This window comes from Coraliomargarita parva (genome assembly GCF_027257905.1).
GTDB lineage: Bacteria > Verrucomicrobiota > Verrucomicrobiia > Opitutales > Coraliomargaritaceae > Coraliomargarita_A > Coraliomargarita_A parva.
The window spans coordinates 300,800-315,022 of the sequence record NZ_JAPZEI010000001.1; the positions used below are offsets into that span (position 1 = coordinate 300,800).

General features: G+C 56.6%; 11 protein-coding genes. 1 reads left to right on the forward strand and 10 read right to left on the reverse strand.

The window, feature by feature from the left end; all coding sequences use genetic code 11:
- Positions 1 to 28 precede the first annotated feature (28 nt).
- The 4 genes from O2597_RS01200 to O2597_RS01215 are packed head-to-tail and all read right to left on the reverse strand — an operon-like array spanning position 29 to position 5,606.
- A complete protein-coding gene (locus tag O2597_RS01200; RefSeq protein WP_269522345.1) occupies positions 29 to 520 on the reverse strand; it encodes an NYN domain-containing protein in 492 nt (163 codons plus the stop codon).
- A gap of 52 nt (positions 521 to 572) precedes the next feature.
- On the reverse strand, positions 573 to 2,531 hold the full coding sequence (locus tag O2597_RS01205; RefSeq protein ID WP_269522346.1) for an amylosucrase: 1,959 nt from the start codon (positions 2,529 to 2,531) through the stop codon (positions 573 to 575).
- Positions 2,524 to 4,698, reverse strand: a complete 2,175-nt coding sequence (locus O2597_RS01210; RefSeq protein WP_269522347.1) for an HAD-IIB family hydrolase — start codon at positions 4,696 to 4,698, stop codon at positions 2,524 to 2,526. Before O2597_RS01210 ends, O2597_RS01205 begins: the two co-directional genes overlap by 8 nt.
- 2 nt (positions 4,699 to 4,700) lie before the next feature.
- Positions 4,701 to 5,606: a PfkB family carbohydrate kinase gene (locus O2597_RS01215; protein WP_269522348.1), complete on the reverse strand. Its 906-nt coding sequence runs from the start codon at positions 5,604 to 5,606 to the stop codon at positions 4,701 to 4,703.
- Between the two features lie 116 nt (positions 5,607 to 5,722).
- Here O2597_RS01215 and O2597_RS01220 point away from each other — a divergent pair, with 116 nt between their 5' ends.
- Positions 5,723 to 6,505, forward strand: a complete 783-nt coding sequence (locus O2597_RS01220; RefSeq protein ID WP_269522349.1) for an HAD-IIB family hydrolase — start codon at positions 5,723 to 5,725, stop codon at positions 6,503 to 6,505.
- Positions 6,506 to 6,581: 76 nt separating this feature from the next.
- Here the strand turns inward: O2597_RS01220 and O2597_RS01225 are convergent, their stop codons facing one another.
- The 6 genes from O2597_RS01225 to O2597_RS01250 all read right to left on the reverse strand — a co-directional run bounded on the left by O2597_RS01225 (position 6,582) and on the right by O2597_RS01250 (position 14,041).
- Complete coding sequence (locus O2597_RS01225; RefSeq protein ID WP_269522350.1) at positions 6,582 to 7,940, reverse strand: cytochrome c3 family protein; 1,359 nt, start codon at positions 7,938 to 7,940, stop codon at positions 6,582 to 6,584.
- Complete coding sequence (locus tag O2597_RS01230) at positions 7,940 to 9,919, reverse strand: FAD-dependent oxidoreductase (protein ID WP_269522351.1); 1,980 nt, start codon at positions 9,917 to 9,919, stop codon at positions 7,940 to 7,942. Before O2597_RS01230 ends, O2597_RS01225 begins: the two co-directional genes overlap by 1 nt.
- Positions 9,920 to 10,012: 93 nt before the next feature.
- Positions 10,013 to 10,384 (reverse strand): group I truncated hemoglobin, encoded by a 372-nt coding sequence (locus tag O2597_RS01235; protein ID WP_269522352.1) that lies wholly within the window; start codon positions 10,382 to 10,384, stop codon positions 10,013 to 10,015.
- A gap of 235 nt (positions 10,385 to 10,619) precedes the next feature.
- Positions 10,620 to 11,219, reverse strand: a complete 600-nt coding sequence (locus O2597_RS01240) for a Tll0287-like domain-containing protein (RefSeq protein ID WP_269522353.1) — start codon at positions 11,217 to 11,219, stop codon at positions 10,620 to 10,622.
- 187 nt (positions 11,220 to 11,406) lie between these two features.
- Entirely contained in the window at positions 11,407 to 11,841 is a 435-nt protein-coding gene (locus tag O2597_RS01245; RefSeq protein ID WP_269522354.1) for an Rrf2 family transcriptional regulator, read from the reverse strand.
- Positions 11,842 to 12,790: 949 nt separating this feature from the next.
- A complete protein-coding gene (locus O2597_RS01250; protein ID WP_269522355.1) occupies positions 12,791 to 14,041 on the reverse strand; it encodes an alginate export family protein in 1,251 nt (416 codons plus the stop codon).
- Positions 14,042 to 14,223 lie beyond the last annotated feature (182 nt).

Genomic DNA, 14,223 nt, shown 5'->3' on the forward strand with positions numbered 1-14,223 from the left:
TGTTCAGATATAACGGAACAAAACAAGACTAGAGATCCAGATCTATCTCCAGACTGTTTTTGAACTGACTGGCATTGTCGCGGTTGCGGCGTGCCGCATCCTGAACCAGTTTACGCTCGCAGGCATCCGTCCACTCGTACAATTCCTCCGGACGCAGAGCGATCGCGCCACTGGAGCGGACCGCCTCCCGCACGAGGTTGTCGTTCGAAACCACGGTCACATCGCCCGGATCAGGCGCGCGACGAACAATCCGTTCGATCACACCGTCCGCCGTCAACGCAGCCGGGGCGTAGAGATATTCGAAGGTCTTCTTCCCATAAGGATACTCCACTTCCAGACGGTCGTTGCGGCTATCCAGGATTAAAGCAACGCGGATCCCTTCCGCATCATGAATGGACCGCACCCGTTCCGCCAACAGATCCCTCACGGTATCCAGTTGGCCATGCATCTGCTCCCGCAATTCCGCGGTCGCGCAAATCACATTGTAGGCATCAATCAGTAAGTAGCGCTCATTCGCCATTCAGACGGAAGCAGACCCGAATGCACACGACAGGTCAAGCCGATGCGCCGGCCTAATCTTCCGCCAGCCAAAGAAGTTCGTAGGCCCCCAATTCCAAGCTGTCACGGGTCGAAACCTCACGTTCACTCAAGACATCTTTCATGAAGTGCGCCATCCCTTCTGTGCGCAATTGACGAAGATCGACCGTCTGCGTCCGTTCGGAGAAGTTGGCCAGCACCACCAGCAAATTTGCGTCGTGCCAGCGCAGGTAAGCCAGCGTGTGCGGATTATCGCAGGTCAAAAGTCGCATCTGGCTGCCGCAAAGTGCCGGCAGCTCCTTGCGGGCCATGAACAACTCCTGCAACTCGCGAAAGATGCGTCGTCTCGGGGATTTCGGCTTCTTCAATTCGTCCAGAAGCTTCCAATCCATTTTCGGACGGTGGACCCAACGGCTGTCATCCATCTTCTCGGGATCGGCTTCGTAACTGTAGTCGTTCAGCATGCCCCATTCTTCCCCGAGGAAGATCAGGGGAATCCCGCCGACAGACGCCAGCACCCCGTAAACCATGCGAATGCGGCGCATCGCCATCTCGGTGAGCACCTTGTCCTTGTGCAAGAGTGCCTGCTCCAAACCGGCCAGCGACGCCATCGTGCCCGAGACCCGCATGTCCCCGGTATCCTCGTTATGCTGGAAGGGCACGCCACATGCAAAGGAACCTTCGAAACGCCCGGTGTAAAATCGGTTCAGGAAATCCCGGTGCCCGTCCGGGTTGATTCCCACCGCCCAAGCGTCCCCGTTGTCAAAGGACCAGCCGATATCGTCATGACAGCGTAGATAATTCATCCACGCCGTCCCGGCACTCAGGTCATGCCGGTGTCCGAGCGACTGCTTGAGCAGCTTCGTCTCCCGCGTGGCCAAGGCCTCCCAGAGCAGCGCCATAAGCGTCGGATTGTAAGAGAGCTGACACTCTTCCGGGCTGATATAGCGCACCACTTCATCCGGATGCACGATCGCCTCCGACTTAAAGACCAAACCGGGCGCCGCGATCCGGCAAAGGGTGTTGTAGGCCTGGATCAACAAATGCGCCTCGTAGAGGTTTTCACAATTGGTCCCCATCTGTTTCCAAATAAAGGCGACCGCATCCAGCCGCAGGCCCTCCACACCGGTATTTGCAAGAAAGAGCATCTCGGCCGCCATCGCACGGAAGACCTCCGGGTTTGAGTATTTCAAATCCCATTGAAAGCTGTTGAAGGTCGTCCAGACCCAGCCCTGCATCCCTTCGTGCCAGGTAAAATTTCCGCGCCGTACCGTGGGAAAGATCTCCCGAAGATTCTGCTCATACCGATCGGGCACCGTACGGTCAGGGTAGATATGGTAATAGTCCTGGAACTCCCGGGCCCCCTCCTGCGCACGTAGCGCCCACTCATGATCGTCCGAGGTGTGATTGAAGACAAAGTCGATCACCAGCGAGATACCGACTTCACGAAGGTCCGTAGCCAGCGCACGAAGGTCTTCCATCGTCCCGAGCTTCGGATCGACCGAACGATAGTCGCTGATCGCATAGCCCCCGTCGCTGTTACCGGCTCGTGAGGCAAAGAGCGGCATCAAGTGCAGGTAGGTCAAACCCAGATCCTTGAAGTACGGGATACGCTCGCGCAAGCGGACCAGATCGCCGCTGAATAGGTCGACATAGAGCGAACCGCCCACCATGCGTTCGGACAGGTACCAGCCCGGATCATTCTCACGGCGCCGGTCCAGTTCCTTCAAGGCCTCGGGACGCGCCAGCCAGGCGTCCACAGCGGTCAGGACAATATTCTCCAGATAGAAGAAAAAGTCGTAGTGCCCGCCGTAGAGCTGGTAGAGCAAACGGAAGAACTGCCCCCAATGCTCATCCAAACGGGCGTCCAGGATTTCTTCCAACTCCTGCCTGCGCCGCGGGGAGGTCGTCGACGCAGCGATCCTCTCCTTCAGTTTCGGATGTATGCGCTTGATGGATCTCCCGGCTTCATAAGCCAGATCGATATTAGCCATCGGATGAAACTAGTTTCTCGTTGGGAATCGTAATCGTGTCCAGGAAGTTGTAGTAGTGGATGCCTTCGATAATGCCGGCCGCATGATGCGCTTGGGCAAAATAGACGCGCGGATATTTACGCAGCTTCTCCAGCTCCTTGCTGTAGTTGCCGACCACCACTCCCAGCGTATTGCCTGCCAACATCTCTTCATCATTCCCGGAATCCCCTGCAATGAGGATATTTTCGAGCGGGAACCCCCACTTGAACGCCATGTGGCGCACACTCAAGCCGCTACCGGCGCGCGAGGGAATGAGATCAAGAAACATATTCAGCGAGCTGATCACTTTCACCCGCAGGCCATGCTCACGAAGAATGCGCCGGATTCCCGGCAGGCTGGGCGCCACGGAATAGTCCACCTTGTAGCTGATCTTGTAGGTCGACTGCTCGTTTTCCTCCTGAAGGTAAAGCCCTTCGACACTCCCCAGCACTTCGCGTATCTTTTCAGGCTTCCAGTGAAAATCGATGTGCTTCTGCCAACTGCGATCCAGCGTATAGTTCTTGCCGTAGTAGATCTCCGTCCCCACCGAGGTAATCAGCACCTCCGGATGCGGGATATCATATTCCGACATAAGCTGAAGCACATCCTCATAGCGCCGCCCCGTCGCAATACCGAAGCCGATATTCTCTTCGGCCTCCGCGATCAGCTGGAAGAAGTCCTGCATGGCGGTGTCATCCCCGGTCAGGGTATTGTCGATATCGGCGATGATCAGACGGTCGATCTGCGGGAGGCGTCGGGTCGTGCGGCCCCGCGCGATTTTCGGCGCCTCGCTGGAATGATGCTTCAGCACCTCCTTGATGTCCCGCAGATACCGATCCGTATGTCGTTCCCACGAGTAGTGCTTATGCACATTTTTCAGGCCGAGTTGCGACCATGTATTCCACTGTTCCGGCTCAAGCAAGGTGTGCATCAAGGCCTTCTCGATGGCCTTGGGATCAAAGGGATCCACCAAGGTCCCGTTCTGGCAATTGGCGATAATGTCGCTGGGCCCGCCGTCGTTCGTCGCGACAATCGGCGCCCCGCTGGCCGCGGCCTCAAGCAGGGTCAGGCCGAAGGGCTCCGTCATCGCGGCATTAATGAAAACACCCCGCGACCGGGTCACCATCCGGTAAAGAGCCGGCACCTCGTTCGGCTTGTGCTTCTTGGGATAGGCCACCTTGCCATAGAGGTCGTAAACATCAATGAGGGCAAGAATGTTGCTCAACACGGTACGCTGCCCCGGCGGCATCAAGCGCAAGTCGTCCCGGCTCCCCAGGATCAGAACCAGATTGGCTTCACGCTGCAGTTGCGGCGATTCACCATACACACGGACGAGCATTTCCAGGTTCTTTCGCTCATCCGGTCGCGCCATCGCGAGAATGATCGGCTTGCTCGTGTCATGAAGGAACGCATCCACCAGACCTTCGATTTCGGCAGTGGGATCCTCCGCTTCGGGAGGATGGAACGAACTCAGGTCCACCCCCGGTGGAATGACTTCCATGCGTTCGGGGATGTAGTTCTCATATTGTTCGTACTGTTGCTGCACTTCCTGGTGCGTGCTGGTGCAAATGAGCGAACAGGTCTCCAAGGCAAATTCTTCCGCCTCGATCCGACGACTGATATTGTAGCGCGCCTCGATTTTCTCTTGCGGCACGCCCGACTCCTGCAGCCGTTCCCGCTTCACCCGGCCGAGCGAGTGCCCCGTAAAGACAAAGGGCACCCCGAGCAGACGCGCGAGTTGAGCGCCACCGTAACCGGCGTCCGCATAGTGCCCGTGAATGATGTCGGGAACACGCCGCGTACGTTGGAAATAGTTCAGGCACTGGTCCACAAAGACCTCCATGTAAGGCCAGAGCTTCGTCTTGCTCAAGTAGCGCTTGGGTCCGAACGGGATACGCACGATGTAGCAACCATCCGCAATCTTCTCTTCCAGTTGGGAATATTCTTCGGAAACACGCTCGTCGATCACCTGCCGTGTGATCAGCTCGACTTTGGAGACTTCGGGGTTCCGGGCCAAGGCCCGGGCCAGTTCTAGCACGTAACGGGTTTGGCCGCCGGTGTCTTCATCGCGACCGAGTTCTGGGTTCTCGCCTCGGATCAAACCGTGGAGGCTGATCAAAGCGATTCGGAGTCCTTCTTTTTTTGCCATAATTATATCTGGTAAAATTCCCTCGACTCACTGGTTGCACCATTCAGGCCACACACTTTTGCTGCAAACTTCCCCGCCCGATCCACGATCTCATCAGCCGTCCAACCGGAAAGGATACCGTACAGCGTGACTGCCGTGAACGAATCCCCCGCCCCCACGGTATCCGCAAACTGTTCGACACGCGGTGCCGGTTGCAGGAGCCCGGAGCCGTAAAGACCACGGATCGCCGCGCCATCGCTACCGGCGGTTAATAAAACATTCCGGATCGAGTATCGCTCCCGTAGTTCATCAACGGCATCATCATGATCCCCGAACACCAGCTTCGGCTCGCGCAAGACTTCCCGCAGCTCATCGAGGTTCAGTTTCACCCACTCCGCACCGGTCATCCAAGTCTTGACCAGTTCGAAGGGCGTATGCGGGGGACGCAGGTTCACGTCATAGAAACGGCCGGCCGGACTGCGTTCGAGTATCGTCCGCAGTGTGACTTGATTCATCCGGCTCCGCAATGCCAGGGAGCCATGATAGATCAGTCCGCTGACACAGATGGACGGGTCCGGAATCGCATCCCAGGCACGAGGCGAACAGATGTCATACCGGGGTTCATTGTCGACCAGTTCAACCTGTACTTCCCCGGTCGTGTGCGCCGCATCGACATGCAGCCCGCCGCGCGCCATCCCCCAATCCAGCATTCTTTCCATGATCGCGTGTCCAGGATCATCCTTGCCCACGGCACTGATGAAAAGCGGCTCCAAACCGAAGGCCTGCAGCGCCCAGGCGACATTGAAAGGCGCCCCGCCCAACACACGTTTGCCTCCGGGGAAGCAATCAAAGAGCACCTCTCCGAAGACAGCGAGGGGCTGACTTTGGGGCGCGTTTTCCGAACTCTCGTTTTCTGAAGTTGAAGCCATGAAGATTCACAAAACACGGAAAGGAGTGGTTCCTATGTTTGCATTCTGTCTAGGTTTCGAGAACCTTATCCGGCTTCATGAAGGATTTCAACCCCATAAACAACATAACGCCTTTAGTGTTAGCGACAGACCTGGACGGCACACTCATCCCGCTCCCGGAAGCACCGGAAAACAAGGAGGCATTACAGACCCTGACACAGGCCTTGCACTCGCAACAGCGCAAGCTGGTCTTTGTCACCGGGCGTCACTTCGAATCCGTGCTCGATGCCATCGCTCGCTTCGACTTGCCCATGCCGGACTGGATCGTCTGCGATGTCGGCAGCAGTATTTTCAAAAGAATGGGAGATGCCTACGAACCCTACACAGCGTATGTCTCTCATCTGGAAAGCGTCACTCAATCGTTGGACCGGAACATCATCCTCGACAGCCTGAAAGACATCGAAGGCATGCGCTTGCAGGTACCGGAGCATCAACAACAATTTAAAATCAGTTACGAGTGCGAGGGGAACGCACTGGATGCAACCACGCACTCCGTTGAGGCGGCATTGCGCGACAAGGAACTCCCCTATTGCAGCTTGGGCAGCCTCGATCCATTTTCAGGATTAGGCCTGATTGATGTGCTCCCACTACATGTAAACAAGGCCTACGCGGTCATCTGGTTGGCCACCCACGCGGACTTCCACCCCGGCGAAGTCGTCTTCTCAGGCGATTCGGGCAATGACCTCGCCGCGCTCACTTGCGGCTTCCGTGCGATTGTCGTTTCCAATGCAAGCAGCGGCTTGGCCGACAAGGTCGAAGCCCACCACAAAGCCAAGGGCTGGAAGGAGCGGTTCATCTTCACGCAAGGCAAGGCCAGCAGTGGCGTGCTTGAAGGCTGCCGTTACTTCGGACTCATCTAGGCAGACAGCTCTCTCAAGTCGAATGGCCAACCACCGGGTCATGGCCGCCAGCCGGGGAAGCCCGGGAAAGAACGAATTAATCCTCATCCCCGCTACGGCGCGCTTCGTCCTTCAGTTTTTCCTCCCTTGCCATTTCAAGGCTATCCACAAAGACGGAAGGTCGTCCGTTGAAATTGGACCGGATCAAGCCCTCATCGGCCAGCGAGTTGAGCGTAAACTGCAGACTGTGACACTGGATACAGGCGCTCCGGATCATCTTCTCATTCGGTCGCAAGCTGTTGTTCTGGTTATGGTCGACGATCGTGAAACTCTGGCCGAACTTGCTTCGCTCCACCCGGGGCATATGGCAGGTGGCGCAACTGACAGCCTGGCCCATCGACGCCGCGCCCTGGCTCGCAGGCAGATAGGTCTTCGTGTAGTGAGGCGATTGCTTGTACGCACGGGAGTGCTCGTCGTTGTGACAGTTCAGGCAGGCATCGACCGCCGCGCTGACCGTGTTGAAGCGGTGACTGCCGTGACAGGACATGCAGTTCATTTCGAGATGCGCGGCATCCTTGCGCATGGGAATCCTTGCCATACCCGGCGTCATCGGGCTCATCCCCTGAGCCAGACGCATTCCGTGACGCCCCTCGAGGAACGTCTTCGTCTCATGCTCATGACAATTCCGGCAGGAGTTGTGGTCCGGCCGGTCCACCCACTCGAACACGCCTCTCGCCTCGTCCTTCACCTCATGGCAATACGTGCACTGCACCCCCGCCGCGGCATGCGCCGTAGTCGACCAGTCATGAAGAATGCGGTGCGTATATTCCACACGCTCACCCATATTCGCGTCTTCCAGCTTCAGCGGAGCCTTCCGGCGAGCCGGGTCGTCATAGTAATCACGCACACGAAGAACCGCGTCCTCCTTGAAATCGGCCTCGTCCAAATGATCGACAAGGAACCGTTCATAGAGGGCGGTGTTGTCGTGAAAGTTATGGCAGCCTGAAGTCGCACAGGAATCGAATCCGAGCCCTGCATGCGAAGGCCGCTCCTCGGCAATTCCCTGATGACAGAAGTAACAATAGTCCCCCGGAAGCGTCAGGCCCATTTCACCGGTCAGTTCGGGTTGGTGCTCACGGTGACAGGTCACACATTTCGTGGCATCCAGATGCTCCAACCGGCTCGCATTGCGGGGGTCCTTGAATTTGATCACAGGGTGCGAGTCATCGACCCTCTTGAGTTCCTCAGCATGACAGCGGTTACAGGCGTCCTGCTTCACCCCCATGCCCTTGGTATGACACTCGGAACAAGCCATCTCGATCTGGAAATGCCCGTGCGTTGTCTCACCCGGCATCAAAGCCTCCTCCGCCTGCCCCGAAAGCGCATAGCTCAGGTAACTGGTCAAGGCAATGACCAGAAGGATCCAGAGGCCGTAAGCTTTAAGCACTTTGAACATCAGTAAAGATAGACCTTTGCGATGTGAAACCCGAGCAGGACCGGATACGGAAGAAAGAAGATAATATGCGCTTTGGTTGCCAAGGCGCGCAGGCGAGCCCCTTGCTCGCCCGCCAAATGCTTTTCCGCAGCCACGGCCAGAGCAGCCAGACCGCCCGCCAGATTCAGCCCCAGAAAACAAGCCAACAGCCAAAGGTTCAGGTTTTCCCCGAAGTTCAAACCGGTATGGAGGAAAATGCCGACGATCGTACAGATCCCCAACCACGAATGGGCCGCACGCCAGAAACCGTAATTCCCGACATTCAACCAACGGAAACGCTTGCGTGCAGAGAGCACGAGCGCCAGTAGCGAGAACCCTGCAATGGTGAAACCGCTAATTTGCTTGCTCAGGGAATCCCGCCAGATCCCGGTAAACGCATAATACCAGCCCTGAACCGTTTCCGCGGCCGGCAAGGGCGGAATAAAAATGAGGCACAGGCAGGCAAGCAGGCCGACGACGGAAGCGCCCCAGAGCAGTCGCATCCCCTTTGGCTTGGCGAAATCCGACACCTTGACCTCGTCTCCAAAAAAGCCGGCAAGCTGCGGCAGACAGGATCCGCAGACGCCTCCCGCACCAGTCACCTTGGTCAGTTCCGCCACGTTACGACAGCCTCCGGCGACCGCAGTCTTCAGCATGCCGCAACTGGTCCGGGTACAGTTGCAAACCAGCGCATGATCCGGCCATGACAATACCGAGGTCGCGCCCTCGCCTTCAAAAAGCGCGCCCGTGCGCTCAAATTTCTCGCCGGCCTTTATCTTTAGCGTCCGGCCTTCACGCACCGCGCGCTCCAACTCGGCCGTCTGATCCCAGTCCCCGACGACGGTGGCACCGATCAGCTTCCTGCCTCTCGTGACGATTGAGCGATAACTTCGTTCCCCGCGGTAAACATGATAGCGACCTTCCTGTAGGTAATCACCGAAGGTTCCGACCTCCACCCCGAACAATTTCAATCGGCAGGAATTGTCACTTCCCTGATACCGCAATTTGGAATGACCGGCAAAACGGGCAGCCAGAAGATCCGCCATTTCATAGGCGGGAGCAACCAAGCCATAGACCTGCCCACGATGGGAGGCACACTCGCCAATCGCGAAGACGTGCGGCGCGGCGGCCTCCAACTTGTCGTTCACGATAATCCCGCCACGGGCGGCGGTGGGCAGACCGGCTCCCACCGCCAGATCATCCCTCGGGACGATTCCGGTGGCGACAATGACAAGGTCCACCCGCATGGGATCATGTTTTTCAAAGTGCACCTCCACGCCGCCATCGTCCGATTCAATCCGTGTTGTCTGCGTCCGCAGCAGAACACTCATCCCCAACTCGGCGACTTCACGCAGCAGGTACCCCGCGGCGTCCTCGTCCAACTGGCGGCTCATCAGTCCACTGGAGGCCTGGACGATCGTCGTCTTCACATCCAGGTCCTTGAGGACATTGGCGGCCTCCAGACCAAGCAGGCCGCCGCCGATGACAAGGCCTCTTCGGGCGGTTCCGGCGGCCGCCTTGATGGACTCAATGTCGTCCGTAGTCCTGTAAACAAAGACCCCCGGGCCGGACCCGCCGGGGATCGGCGGCACAAAAGGCCGGCTGCCGGTGGCCAGAACGCAGTCCCCATAGGAAATCTCGCGCCCGTCCGAGTCGACCACCACCTTCAGGTTCGTATCCAGCTTTATGATACGGGTTCCTGTCCGAAGATCGATTTCATGGCATCCATACCACTCTGCAGGGGAAAGCAACAGCTCCTCCGGCGACTCAAGTCCGAAATACCTGGTCAGATTGACTCGGTCATAAGCGGGCAACCGTTCTTCACCGTAGACAATGATTCGCCGGTTTTCATGCACGCCATGCTCGACCAGTTTCCGGCACAAGCGCCAACTGGCCATGCCGTTACCGACAATGACCAATGGCTTTGTATCCGGATCGTTACGGTGTTCTGCTTTCGGCATGATGGCAGCTCCACGCTCTCCACGACCGGTCAATTCCGGTCGCGGGAAGCGCGGAAAGGCGCAGCACAAAAGGATGCGCCCGATACATACAGCTTAAGCCCTGCCAAGTACCTGCTCGCGGGTACTCTCCGCAACCGCGGCGGCTTCGCCGATCAAGTCCGCCGGCACGCCCAAGTCGACCAGAGTCGCCCCCAGGTTTTCCATCACGGCGTCGAAGTGGCCGTCATTGAGCCCCATTTCGTTGACGAGTCTGGAGTGGGCGGCCTTCATTCCGCGACCGGAATAGTTGTTCGGCCCCCCAAGTGCGACCGTCAGGAACTTCTTCTGATGGTCGTGCTGGCGTTCCATCGGGATCCCGACAAAGAAGTGTTTGATACGGTCGTCAGCCAGGACCTTCTTGTAGAATAGATCCACGGCGGCATCGATGGCGGCTTCCCCGCCGATTCGTTCATAGATAGAGCTCATAGTTTGTTGTGTGCTTAGGTTCCCAGGGATTCGTAAATCACCTGATGAGTGTAGGTCGCTTTCTTCTTGGATAGTTCAGTAGTCAGATCTCCGCCGCCGGACATCCCTTCAGGTTCTTCCTTCCCGCCGAACGTAATGGCAGCCTCCGGCAGGAAGGAAGAGTGAAGCGAAAAGGCGCAAACTTGCTATGCTCACGTCCTTTTCATGGTTGTCATCAGGCGAGAGAAATCCCCGTTCAGCCATCCATCGGGATACGGATGACCACGCCGCCCATCACATCGCCCAGCTCGAAGTCGGTCTTCGGACTGTCCTTGTGATTGTTATGGCAGCTGACGCAAACCGGTGCCACGGCAACGTCGGCATACACGGCAGTGAAGTACTCCTTGCCGCCCAGCGTCTCTTGGCCGTAATACGGGGCGCTGCCGCCGTTTTCGGCGATAAACTCGAGCCCCTCCTTCTCAACATCCGTCTGCCCCGCGGCATTCGATTTGTTGATCGGCCATAGCGATTGCAGCGAATAGCTGAACCAGGCCTCCTTTTCGGCGGTCAACTCGGCACCCATACGAAACATCTGGGCGGGAAGCGGCAAGGCCTTGTCCTCCGTCCAGTGCTCGCTGGCTTTGATTACTTTCTCATCCTTCACCAGCCGGTTCACGACATTCTTGGTGTAGACGGTACGGTCATTCTCCAGAACCATGTGCAGGGCATCCGTGAGCTTTTGGTAGGAAACTCCGGGCTCTACACTGGCTTCAGCCTCTCCACAGCCGACCAGCGAGAGCAGGCTCGTGCTGGCGATGGCGGTGGTGGCGATCAGTGCGATAGTCGATTTCTTCATGTTTTGTCTCAGTTAGTCGTCAGGTGTGTTCGCTCCCGAGGAAGCTGCGACATAAATAGCATTCAGAATACCACTTATAGAACACCGTGCCAATCTATGCACCATAGTGCCGTGCTTAAAATAACTGGTCGGCATGAATTTCATTCATACAGCCGAAGTCGATGATTAAGAGAATCTTACAAGTCAACTACCCACCGGCACAGGAGACCGCCTTCGAAGTCGTCGCCACATCCGCGAGCGTGTACTGCTCCAGGTGTGCAAAAAAGTGCCCACGCGCGACGGCGAGCGCCCCTTTCAACTTACAATCACCATGTATCATGCACTTCGATACATGCCCTTTCGGCCCCATGCACTCCACGAGATTGAAATGGGGCTCGGTTTGGCGAATGACTGCGGCAATATTGATTTGTGCCGGTTCCTGAGCCAAGCGCACGCCGCCGTTCTTGCCACGGATCGCGTCTATGTATCCCAATTCGGCCAAGCGATTCACAATCTTCGCGAGATGGTGGCGGGACAAATCGTAATAGTCGGCAAGTTCCCCGATCGAGGACAACTCCTCCCGGTTACGGGCCAGATAAATCAGGACGCGCAGGGAGTAATCTGTAAATGAGGTCAATTCCATGTCTTTGAAGGAGTCTCGGGGTCTTCGACAAAGTAGATAGCATAAATCCCGGCACCGGCAACCGGAAGCATAAAAAATGAGACCGGATCCAGGCACTCCCCACACAGCGGTAGCCGTCCGGGACCAGACCCGGGCCGAAACCGGGCCGAAACCGGGCAGCCAGAAATACCGCATCCCCCTATCCATTATAAAGATACAAAATCAATCAAAACAAACTCAGGCAAGACCCCCAAGATTTATCAGGGCTATGAAAGACATTACTAAACGCACAGTGCCCTCCCCCAAGGCCCCATGCACACAGCTGCTTGAAAGTTCCTCGTCGATTTCCGGGAAAGTACGGCATTGGACATGAGTCCTCGTATCCCCAGACCCCTCCGTCTGCGACAAGCGCAGCCATCCGTCTTCTCTTTGATACGCCGTGACAAGCCTCCCCTGACCAGAGGAGGAGCTTTTATTTTGCAGCCTCCACTTGGAATGAATCGTGAGGTACCCGTACTAAATGCGTTGCCATCAGGAGCAAACAACACACTCAAACTCCTCCTCTGTGTGCAGCAAGGGGAGGTGGCCCGGCTCGACCGGGGCGGAGGGGTCCACAATCAAGCCTACCCACGGAATTACTCGGCGGGAACGAGCCCACGGATAACCTTTACGCTAGTCTGACCTGAGGGAATCCGTCCACTTCAACAAGCTCTTGCCCGAAAATCGACGATGAACCAGAATAGCACGGACTTAATGAGGGGAATTGAATATTTGGGCCGATCGAGGCTTGGGGCGGTAGTGGCTGCTTTAGCTGCCATATTACGTCCTGCAGGTGCGTCGACTTGCTGGCGACTGAAGTCGCCACTACGGGTCATTGCCTTAAGTCCGTGCCATTCACGATGAACAAAAAAAGCGGGGCTGTAGAACAGCCCCGCGCGCAAACCAACAACACTAGTGGATTGGAATAAGCTTAATATTTGAAGTTCAGCTCAAAGGTGAACATGGTCTTGTCAGCAGCACCGGCATTGCCCACACCGCCATCTTCTTCGTAATCGCCGTACTTCGCCACAAGCGACGTGTACTTGTTGATCGCATAGCTGGCAACGAGGTCGATTTCATTACCACCGTCCTGGCCGGAAGCACCCTTCGATTCGGAATCGAACCAGTGGTAGATGACTTTGGTTTTGATCCCGTTTCCAACCGGAATCTTATAGCCCACATAGACATAAAAGTCTTCCAGCCCGTTGGTAAAGCCAGTCAGCGGCAAGTATGCATCCGCAAAACCATTGAACTTGTGTACCGTTGCCAATGGAGTACGGAAGCCTGCCTCAAGGATTTCGAAACCACCGCCAAGTGTCACACCGGAAACATTAGCGGAGAGGTCACCCGCCATATAGCCCGCATCGTAATCCACGGGCGAAGGACCCGTGTCCTCCTGCTCCGCAATGCTGGCTGCGTAGCTGAACTTGACCTCATCGATCTTGAAGCCGCCGGTCGCACGAACACCCACCGTCTCGTTCGACTGCGCGGCATTGCCGACATCGTCGCCCTCGATGTTGTAGTAAAAACCGGTCAGCTTCAACCCCGGGAAGAAGGCATACGAGACATTCACGCCATAGGTGCCGTCCAGCTCGTTGTGCGTACCGTTCACCGCGTGCTGTTCTTCCAGCGCAAAAGCTTTCACCGAAAGCTTGTCGATCCCGGTAAATTCAGCAGTCGCCGCGTCGAAGGTCTGGATGTTTTGGCGCCAGCCCACATGACCGATAAAGCGATGGTCATCGAGAAAGTAGATTTGGCGTCCGACCTTGGCCTTGCCATAGTCCTTGTTCGCATACTGGACCCATAGTTGGTTCAAATCCGTGCCATCACCCAAGTTATCCAGGAAATGGATGTCGTCCGAATCCCCGCCCACGCGGCTCAGGGTTTCCCCCTCGACCATGGCGGTGAAGCCGGCAAAGTCGGGAGTGGTATAACCGTAGCGGACACGCACAGAGGTGCCGTCACGATCCTTCGGGCCGCCGTCAGCTAGCGTACCGGCACCGTCAAGATCGAAGACTTCGTAGCGCAAGCGCAGATCAACACTGAACTTACCCGGCACGGTTTCTTCAAGTGTGCCGAATTGCTCGTCCAGGAAAGACTCGACCGGATCAGCCGAGGAAGTGAAAGCGGCACCAAAGAGTGCAAGGGCCGCAAGGGAGGTGGTTGTCGTCAGGTTTTTCATTTCGAGTTGCTTGTTAGAGTACGTGCATACGCACGGCCTCTTTTCATCACCTTCCATGCCAGAATCATTAATGCCACTTTTAAGAACATGAATGGATTTCATACCTGCAGTGAATTCATTTTCTTCGCTACCCCTCTAAACAGAAGCCTTTACGTAAAGTCGCATAATACATGCGACTTATG

Excerpts from the sequence above, each read along its gene's own strand:
- O2597_RS01235 (WP_269522352.1), bottom strand. The coding sequence starts at position 10,384 with ATGAGCTCTATCTATGAACGAATCGGCGGGGAAGCCGCCATCGATGCC.
- O2597_RS01210 (WP_269522347.1), bottom strand. The coding sequence starts at position 4,698 with ATGGCAAAAAAAGAAGGACTCCGAATCGCTTTGATCAGCCTCCACGGT.
- O2597_RS01225 (WP_269522350.1), bottom strand. The coding sequence starts at position 7,940 with ATGTTCAAAGTGCTTAAAGCTTACGGCCTCTGGATCCTTCTGGTCATT.
- O2597_RS01205 (WP_269522346.1), bottom strand. The coding sequence starts at position 2,531 with ATGGCTAATATCGATCTGGCTTATGAAGCCGGGAGATCCATCAAGCGC.
- O2597_RS01200 (WP_269522345.1), bottom strand. The coding sequence starts at position 520 with ATGGCGAATGAGCGCTACTTACTGATTGATGCCTACAATGTGATTTGC.
- O2597_RS01215 (WP_269522348.1), bottom strand. The coding sequence starts at position 5,606 with ATGGCTTCAACTTCAGAAAACGAGAGTTCGGAAAACGCGCCCCAAAGT.
- O2597_RS01230 (WP_269522351.1), bottom strand. The coding sequence starts at position 9,919 with ATGCCGAAAGCAGAACACCGTAACGATCCGGATACAAAGCCATTGGTC.
- O2597_RS01240 (WP_269522353.1), bottom strand. The coding sequence starts at position 11,219 with ATGAAGAAATCGACTATCGCACTGATCGCCACCACCGCCATCGCCAGC.
- O2597_RS01250 (WP_269522355.1), bottom strand. The coding sequence starts at position 14,041 with ATGAAAAACCTGACGACAACCACCTCCCTTGCGGCCCTTGCACTCTTT.
- O2597_RS01245 (WP_269522354.1), bottom strand. The coding sequence starts at position 11,841 with ATGGAATTGACCTCATTTACAGATTACTCCCTGCGCGTCCTGATTTAT.